This is a genomic window from Nocardia arizonensis, from assembly GCF_001310275.1.
In the GTDB taxonomy this organism is placed as follows: domain Bacteria; phylum Actinomycetota; class Actinomycetes; order Mycobacteriales; family Mycobacteriaceae; genus Nocardia; species Nocardia arizonensis.
The window spans coordinates 1-7,703 of record NZ_LGYZ01000095.1 but is presented as its reverse complement, the minus strand read 5'-3'; the positions used below and the strand labels follow the sequence as shown (position 1 = coordinate 7,703).

Annotated in this window: 6 protein-coding genes, 2 pseudogenes and 1 CRISPR repeat array; of the genes and pseudogenes, 6 read left to right on the top strand and 2 right to left on the bottom strand. The window is 63.6% G+C overall.

What is annotated here, in order from left to right; translation table 11 throughout:
* A partial coding sequence (locus tag APZ21_RS23470) for a Clp protease N-terminal domain-containing protein (protein WP_156371294.1) occupies positions 1-282 on the bottom strand: 282 nt, incomplete at its 3' end.
* Between the two features lie 317 nt (positions 283-599).
* On the opposite strand from APZ21_RS23470, the gene APZ21_RS23465 reads away from it, so the two are divergent.
* The 3 genes from APZ21_RS23465 to APZ21_RS23455 all read left to right on the top strand — a co-directional run bounded on the left by APZ21_RS23465 (position 600) and on the right by APZ21_RS23455 (position 2,118).
* Positions 600-962 carry a YbaB/EbfC family nucleoid-associated protein gene (locus tag APZ21_RS23465; protein ID WP_156371293.1) on the top strand — a complete coding sequence of 121 codons (363 nt, stop codon included), beginning with the start codon at positions 600-602 and terminating at the stop codon, positions 960-962.
* Positions 963-986: 24 nt separating this feature from the next.
* A complete protein-coding gene (locus tag APZ21_RS23460; RefSeq protein ID WP_156371292.1) occupies positions 987-1,358 on the top strand; it encodes a hypothetical protein in 372 nt (123 codons plus the stop codon).
* A gap of 565 nt (positions 1,359-1,923) precedes the next feature.
* Positions 1,924-2,118 carry a hypothetical protein gene (locus APZ21_RS23455; RefSeq protein ID WP_156371291.1) on the top strand — a complete coding sequence of 65 codons (195 nt, stop codon included), beginning with the start codon at positions 1,924-1,926 and terminating at the stop codon, positions 2,116-2,118.
* Between the two features lie 389 nt (positions 2,119-2,507).
* On the opposite strand, the pseudogene APZ21_RS23450 reads toward APZ21_RS23455, so the two are convergent.
* A pseudogene (locus APZ21_RS23450) lies at positions 2,508-3,479 on the bottom strand (NAD(P)/FAD-dependent oxidoreductase); the annotation flags it as partial.
* Here APZ21_RS23450 and APZ21_RS23445 point away from each other — a divergent pair.
* The 3 genes and pseudogenes from APZ21_RS23445 to APZ21_RS23435 form a co-directional block, all read left to right on the top strand.
* A pseudogene (locus APZ21_RS23445) lies at positions 3,477-3,674 on the top strand (arsenate reductase/protein-tyrosine-phosphatase family protein); the annotation flags it as partial. The pseudogenes APZ21_RS23450 and APZ21_RS23445 sit on opposite strands and share 3 nt — an antisense overlap.
* 128 nt (positions 3,675-3,802) lie before the next feature.
* Positions 3,803-4,162 carry an arsenate-mycothiol transferase ArsC gene (locus APZ21_RS23440; protein WP_239476781.1) on the top strand — a complete coding sequence of 120 codons (360 nt, stop codon included), beginning with the start codon at positions 3,803-3,805 and terminating at the stop codon, positions 4,160-4,162.
* A gap of 743 nt (positions 4,163-4,905) precedes the next feature.
* Complete coding sequence (locus APZ21_RS23435) at positions 4,906-5,838, top strand: hypothetical protein (RefSeq protein ID WP_054815478.1); 933 nt, start codon at positions 4,906-4,908, stop codon at positions 5,836-5,838.
* A gap of 1,125 nt (positions 5,839-6,963) precedes the next feature.
* Positions 6,964-7,668: direct repeats of the CRISPR family, unit length 30 nt; unit sequence GTCCTCATCGCCCCTGCGAGGGTTGGCAAC.
* Positions 7,669-7,703 lie beyond the last annotated feature (35 nt).

Here is a 7,703-nt window from a genome sequence, read left to right as displayed (position 1 = left end):
GACGGTGACCGGATTGTCGGTGCCGACCGTTGCCGCCTGTACCGGGGGCAAGTTGTCGAGCACGACCTGGCGCAACTGCTCGAGGGTCAACGCCTTCCCCTTCGGCCACACCCATGCGAGGAACGACCGCGGATCCGCGAGCACGGCGGCGAGCAGGTGTTCCTCGGCCAGATAGTTGTAGGCGTGTTCGTTGGCGAACTCTGCTGCGGCGAGCAGTATCTTCTCCAAGCTGACAGTTACCCAGGGGGTGATGGTGGTGGTGGATTCGTCGCGTTCACTCAATCGTGCCTCCGAGGTCAGGGAAAGACCCGCAAGCCACCGTAGAAGCCGTGGATGCAGATGTACTGGCCGTTCTGCTCCAGAATGACCATCCCCCGGCGCCTTCGCGATCGCTCCACGTCACCGCCTCGGACGGCGGGGAGGACTGTGCGCAGAGGGGGGCGTGCGTCGGGAGGTGCGCCCTGTTACCTTGTCTCGACAGGGGATCGGGATTGGGGCGGAATCATATTGTGCTGTAAGTATTTGCGAACGACGTATCACCCGGGGGCTTGCGGCGATCATCGTGCGGCGTCTTGCGATACGCAGACAAAAGGATACCGATGAAAGACGACCTGCCAACCGCATTCGGTCGGCTACATGCCTTCGCGCAAACCCTTTCGAGCCTCATGAAAGAGGCGCAGGAAGCGGGCGCCGAACAAGCGACCGGCCGCGACAATACCGACTGTGTCACGGTGACCGTAGATCGATCGGGCGCATTGCTGTCCATTGATGTCTCGGACAACTGGGCGCAGAAGCTGGATCCGCAAGATATAGGCCCGGCGGTGCTGCGCGCGGTACGGGATGCGCGAGTGCGGCAGCTGGAGAGCTCGATGGATTCGGTGGCCGAGAGTGGGCTGCTGGCAATACTTCGACGATGCCTCCGTGGACGACGACAACGAATCCAAATGGCGGTTGAATCCTGACAAATGACGATGGCGAGGAAAATCGTGCGCGACAGTAAGAAGGTCCGGCGCCGCACCCTGCTCCAAGTGGGGGTGACCTCGATGATCCTCAGCGGCGGACTTGCCTACGTCGCAATACTGCTCGGCGAATCCGGCGCTCTGGTGGTAGCGGCGGTCTTGTCGGTGACCTTCGTCGTACAGTTGATCGGCATCGTGGTCGGGTGGCGTTCGGCTCCGAACGGGGCGGTGCGCGTGGCGATATCCGGTGCTTTCGTCGCGGTGGGGCTGGCGATTCTGGGCTTAGTGGTCGCCGCATTACTGGAGGCGATCAGCCTGTTCATGCCGGGTATGTACCTCGCGACCCTGTTCCTGCTGTTCCTGCAGGGCTACCAGTGCATATGGCGAGGCCGTGCATGAACCGATCCTCTACGGATCCACGATCCTCCCGATCGCTCTGTCGGCTTCGACAGGAAGGTACCGCTTCTGCCACAACACAATTCGGCGTTCTGCGACTCGCTTCGTACACCTACTTCTATCAGGGTGGATACCTGCAAGCTATCGACTGCCGAGTGATGCTGTAGCGCATCGCATTCGGGCGCGTGCGGCTGAAAATATTGAGTAAATATAGTGAGCGGTATGCGGTGAACGACTCGGCGCCGAACAGGTCGTTCATCTTGTCGATGACGACCTGTAGGCGTAGCGGCGGGAGAAATCGTTTTCGGCGGGGCTGATCGCAGCGGAGAGAGCGTTGTTGCCCTTTGCCAGCAGCCCGGATTCGTGCGCCGCACCGACGTCCCGGTCGCGACGTCGCCGGCATCCACCCCACCACCGTCACCAGGCTCATCGACCAGCCCGAACACCCGTCGATCACGAACGCAAACCGGTCATCGCGCTGGACCGCGAACAAGTCCAACTCGTCCGCAAGCTGATGCGATCAGACCGACTCGTCGGCAGAAACGGGGTCGCCGACATGGTGGACCTGATGCTCGCCACCGGTGCCCGCATCGGCGATATCGTTGTAATCGAATGGCGTCACCTCAATCTCGACGCCGCGGTGCCCACCATCCTGATCGGGACCACTGCGATCTGGCCCGCCGGCGTCGGCCTGCACGCCCAGCCGTACCCGAAGGGAGGCGAGCGGGCACGCCGCGAACTGGTGCTACCACCTGGGCCGTGACCGTCCTACGGGCACGACGCGACCGCTTACCGCACGAGCCGACGGATCTGGTCTTCTACTCCAGAGCGAAGACCATCCGGCACCCGAACAACGTCCGAACCCAGATCAGCGAGGCACGCGCACGAGTGGGCCTGCTCGACCTGCCGATGAACCCGCACACCTACCGCAGACCGTCGGCACGAAGATCGGCCGCGAGGACATCGAGAAGGCCGCGTCCCAGCTCGGGCACGCCTCGAGCGAGACCACCCGACGCCACTACGTCATGCCCACTCAGCAGGGGCATGACACCCATGAGTACCTGGACGACTTTGCGGTCCCCAGCACCCGACGCAGACCGGCGCGGGACAGGCTGCCGGTCTGCGGGGCGAGCAGGGTGTCGCTCAACTCGGTTACACCCGCGCGGGCGCGGTGAGGGTAATCAATTCCGGCGGGGATTGCTGTTGCGGCGCACCGCAGCACCCGCCGCCGCTGGCGTCCTGGGTGGTGTCGGCGTTGGGGTCGTCGAAGACTCCTGCGCCGCCGCAGACTCCGGTGTCGGGCAGGGTGAGTTCGATCCGGGTGGCCGCGTCGTGGTCCCCGGCGAGGGCGGCGGCGATGGAGCGGACCTGTTCGTAGCCGGTCATGGCCAGGAAGGTCGGGGCGCGGCCGTAGCTCTTCATCCCGGCCAGGAACACGTTCGGTTCGGGGTGGGACAGTTCGGTGACGCCGTGCGGGTAGACGGTGCCGCACGAGTGCACGTTCGGGTCGATCAACGGGGCGAGTTGGGTGGGGGCTTGCAGGACCGGGTCCAGGCCGAGGCGGATCTCGGAGAGTCAGGTCAGGTCGGGCCGGAATCCGGTGAGCACGACGACGCGGTCGACGTCTTCGAGGCGTTGCCCGTTGTCGGCGACGAGGGTGTGTCGGCCGCTGGTGTCGGGTTCGATGGCGGCGGTGCGGAATCCGGTCACGACGCGCAGGTGCCCGGCGTCGACGGCGGCTTTGGCACGTTGGCCGAGGGCGCCGCGTGCGGGCAATTGGTCGGCGTCGCCGCCGCCGAAAGTGTTGGTGGTATCGCCACGGCGCAGGACCCAGCTGATCAGGGTGCCCGGCTCCTGTTCGGCGAGGGAGGCCAAGGCGATGATCGCGGTGAGCGCGGAGTGCCCGCTTCCGGCGATGACGATGTGGCGTCCGGCGTAGCGGGCACGCACTTCGGGATCGTCGAGGTCGGGCACCCGGTAGTCGATCACGTCACTGGCGGCGGTTTCGCCGAGCGCCGGGAGTCCTTCGCCGCCGAGGGGATTAGGTGTGGTCCAGGTGCCGGAGGCGTCGATCACGGCACGGGCCAGCACACGGTCCTCGGTGCCGTCGGCGCGGCGGAGGTGGAAGCGCATCTGGCCGACGGGGAGATCGAAGTCCGCTCGGCGGGCAGCGCCCCGGCCGAGTCGCTGAATCCCGCCGCGGTGGCCGCGATGGACGAGGTCGGTATCGATATAACCGCCCAGTCTCCGAAGATCCTCACCTATGACGCGGTTGAGACCTCGGATGTGGTGATCACGATGGGCTGCGGGGACACATGCATCAAGGAAACCGCCGGACAATGACCTCCGCGCGCGTCGGTACCGATCCGATCGAAAGGAGCCCTGGAGCTGTGAGCTCGAAACCAGCAGTGCTGTTCGTGTGCGTCAAGAACGGCGGCAAATCCCAGATGGCCGCCGCACTGATGCGCAAAGTGGGCGCGGAACGCGTCGATGTCTACTCCGCGGGAACCAGGCCCGGCGCCGAACTCAACGCGCTGTCGGTGCAATCGCTACGCGAGATCGGGATCGACCTCGACAGGGAACGCCCCAAGCCGATCGACCCCCGCCTGCTGCGCGCGGTCGGGGTGATCGTCACCCTCGGCCGCGAAGCACGCATCGACTCCGCCGAGGACCTGCGGATCATCAACTGGGACACCGACGAACCCTCTGAACGGGGGATCGACAGCATCGAACGCATGCGCTTGGTCCGCGACGACATCGCCGCCCGCGTCGAGGCACTGCTCGCCGAACTCACCTCGCTCGCCTGAGCGTCGGCGGTGTCGGCGCGACCGCGGCAACCGACCGAGGCCGCGGTCGCGGGGCGCGCGCTGCGGGAGGTACCGCAGTTCTCGGCCATCGGGGCGACAGCCGGTGCGGCCGCCGAACTCGACTGCGGACGTGACCAGGGCCGGGAAGGCTCGTTATCGGGCCGACTCGGACAGCCGGTAGGCGACCGACCCTCCGTCCACGGATTGGCTGGCGACCTCGGCACGCGGCGCCCCGCTGTCGGTGTGATCCGGGCTTTGGTCCAGGCCCTGGAACGGCAGCGGCGCTTGATGGAGCGCATCTATACGTGGACGGTGATGAGCGTGCCGCACCCGCAGCAGCACGCACCGACCGCCAAGTGGGTGCCACCCGCTCGGGCGGAGAAACCCGGGCCGGTTTCAGTCCCAGGTTTCTACTCGTACCAGCACAGTTGGCCCGCATAGTGCCTGGTCTGCTAGGCTGGCGTTCGCTCTCGAGCGCATGCCGATGTAGTTCAATGGCAGAACTTCTGCTTCTGCCCCAACACAATTCGGCTCTCTGTGGGTATATTCGATTAGCTACTCTTGCCAGCAAGTATGCCCGACAGCTATCAGAGACTGGATGACTCTGGTTCGCGTCGGATTCATGTAGATTCGCCTGAAAATACAGAGTAAATAAGGACCTCCGGGTCTGCGGCGCTGTGCGCCCAGGTGGGCACCGAGAGGCACACCTCTTGACTGCGACACTAGAGACAGGTGGTTGCCAAATGACCTTCACGTTGGAGTGGCAATGCGACCTCGAGAGGGGTTTCAAGTCCGATCGGTCTGTGGTCGGACTCATCCTCAAGAGCGAGATCATGGGGCGGCCGGTTCAGGTGCTGTTTCCCGCCACTCCCGAACGTGAGCAGACAGGAGCGTTGCGGCCTCCGCGGGATAAGCGCAGCAGGACATACGACGAGCCCGGCCTGTGGGGTGTCTTCGAGAGTGACATCGGCACCCAACCCGCAAGTGCCGTCGTCCGCCGTGTACTGCTCCAAGGCCAAGCGGAAAGCGAAGCCGAGACCGCCATCGAAGAAATTCTCGCCGCAACGGCAGAGTGGGCGGAACGGTTCCTGACATGGATTGAGATCTATACCGGCCAGTGCGTATCCGACATCGGCCATCGCCCGCCAAGCATCATTCACAACCGGTGGATGCCTTTCAACATCAGCGATGAGCCTCCGACACACCTCCACGCTTTCAGCCCGATGAAGCTGGTGTGTGCGAACACTAGCGGCCCTGCATCGAAGGAACTGGTGGGTGCTGCTCTGGATGAGGCGGCCTCACAGCACGATCCAGAGCTGGCATGGATTCTGATCCGGGATGCCCGCTCGTTGCGCTTCGTCAACCAACATCGCCGGTCGGTTGTAGACGCTGGCGCGGCAGCCGAAATCGCGATCAAAAACCTGTTGATGAAGGCGATTCCTGCTACGCCGCCCGATATCACACTCGGTTCAGCCGCGGGCAGACTTGAAAAAACCGGTTATCAACTTCCGCTGGACTTCTGGACCGACCTCCATCAGGTACGGAACGACGTTGTGCACATGAACCCGGCTGCTTCCACAGTCGGTGCACCGGAAAGTAATCAGGCGATCGAGATCGCGACTGCGCTCGTGGAAAGTGCGTGGCCGCTTCGGCAGCCTCACCTGAAACTCTGGTAAATGGCAAAGTAGGATTCGAACCTGTGAACTCTGGGTTATGGCGGACCACGATAAGGGCACCTTCGTGCAGCTTCGGATCTATGCATCTACCAGGGGTGATGCCTCTCGCAGTGATGCGTCGAGATGGTTCGGGATTCGGACAGATTCGGGTAATACCGTCGAATTTGCGTCGAATAGACAAATGAGTCCGTTGGCCCGTGTCCAGGCGACAGCAAACGGCTGACGCCGCGCTCACGTGGTGGCGAGAGAAATAGCAGCTCGGTCCACGGGCGTGCGAGTGGCGGAGGTTGGTGGTCGCGGCGCCCGGACTCGGGGTGGCGGGTGTCGGCTCAGGTTCAGTCATCGACTCTCGTTCGTCCGGGATTAGCCCTGTGACCACGTTCTTCGCGACTGTGATGCCGCCTCGCGGTCAACGTTCAACTCATGACGTTTCCGGGTGAATATTGAAGCCCGATTCCCTCGTCGGGATCCCGTTCACGTCACCGCCGAGGCAGACGCCCCCTGTCCGAATGAGGATGGTCGACAGCGTCGAACCCTGAGGGACTGGGACCGACACTGCATCAACCGCAACCAGACGTTCGAGCCGCCGTTTACTTATGAATCGAGCGGTCATGACCGCGGCGTAGTGCAATACGAGTCCGCACCACGACTAGGCTGGTCGGTACAACTCGACGTCAGGTGCGCCGTTCGAGGCGAACCAGTTCTGCAGTTCCGGTCCGTCCAGTAGGTGTGGCGAATCGACACCTATATCGACAGATCCTATGACCAGGCCACTGGAACCGGTGACATCAACGCCTGTCAGCCGCGCACGCGAGACGCGGCAAGAAGTGCCGATACTCGCCGGCATCTTTCAGGAGAGCGGGCGGACCTGGCTCGTCGACAGTCTTTCTACGACTTGAGTTAACAAACAACCGAAGGCAGATGCTGGCGGCGCGCTGCCGCCGTGAAACAAACCGAGTTGTACGCTTCAATCGAGCCCCCAACACTCAATGTCCGACGACCCAATGATCCCCTCGTAGACTTTGCAGCGACACGCCGAGAATGTGAACACTACCGGAGGTGCACTGCAAACTTGCCCACTTCACAGTCACGAACGTGCACTCTGAACAGGATCTTTACCGTGGGGTCCTCATCGCCCCTGCGAGGGTTGGCAACATGAACCCTGACATGGCCGCTCTCATGTTCACGGCCCAGGTCCTCATCGCCCCTGCGAGGGTTGGCAACATTATCGGTCCGAGTTTCAACAACACACTCGGTGTGCGGTCCTCATCGCCCCTGCGAGGGTTGGCAACATGTCGTGCAAGTCGACGGCCACCTGTACTTCGGCGTGGTCCTCATCGCCCCTGCGAGGGTTGGCAACTGGGCCGCCAGCAGCGTGCTGGTGACATCCTCACCCCGGTCCTCATCGCCCCTGCGAGGGTTGGCAACTGGCGAGGAACTGAGCGAATCCAGATTTACGGGGAAAAGTCCTCATCGCCCCTGCGAGGGTTGGCAACCGCTCGAGCGGTACCGCGACCTGTTCCCCGCGGTGGTGTCCTCATCGCCCCTGCGAGGGTTGGCAACGCGCGGATGGCCTCGACCTGCCCACGCAGCTGCTCACGTCCTCATCGCCCCTGCGAGGGTTGGCAACATGAACTGCTCTACGACGATCCGCCACGGGATCTGGTCCTCATCGCCCCTGCGAGGGTTGGCAACGGCTACCGGGTCGAGCGCACCTACGTCCCCTATCCGGCGTCCTCATCGCCCCTGCGAGGGTTGGCAACTGCTCTTTTGGGCGCTGCCGTTGATCGTGGTGCGCCCGTCCTCATCGCCCCTGCGAGGGTTGGCAACAAACTCGACGGCAAGACCGACGCCACGGCGGGCGA